The 271-nt window shown below is 60.1% G+C and carries 1 protein-coding gene; it reads right to left on the bottom strand.

Features of this window, described 5'->3' with window-relative positions:
- Positions 1-271: hypothetical protein (locus SB847_RS21070; protein ID WP_410578568.1), on the bottom strand; the 271-nt coding region annotated here is incomplete at both ends.

Genomic DNA, 271 nt, shown 5'->3' with positions numbered 1-271 from the left:
CCTTCTTGTTGCACTACGTCCGCCAGCCCAAGCGCCAACGCCAACGAGGCCATAAAGGATTCACCACCGGACAACGTGGCCGTGTCCCTTTGCTGTCCTGTCCATTCATCCACCACTTCAAGCCCGAGGCCGGACTTTTGGTTGCGGGCGGCGCGCGCGTCTGTATGCTGCAACGTGTACCGGCCATCGCTCATGGCAACAAGCCTCTCCGATGCAGCGACAGCCACCTGTTCAAGCCGGGCAGCAAGCACGTAACTGTTCAGGCTCATTC

Origin of the sequence: Bacillus sp. SIMBA_026 (genome assembly GCF_046535335.1) — a bacterium.
Classification (GTDB): Bacteria; Bacillota; Bacilli; order Bacillales; family Bacillaceae; genus Bacillus; species Bacillus velezensis.
The sequence above is the reverse complement of the archived record's forward strand: the minus strand, read 5'-3'. Positions and strand labels throughout refer to the sequence as shown.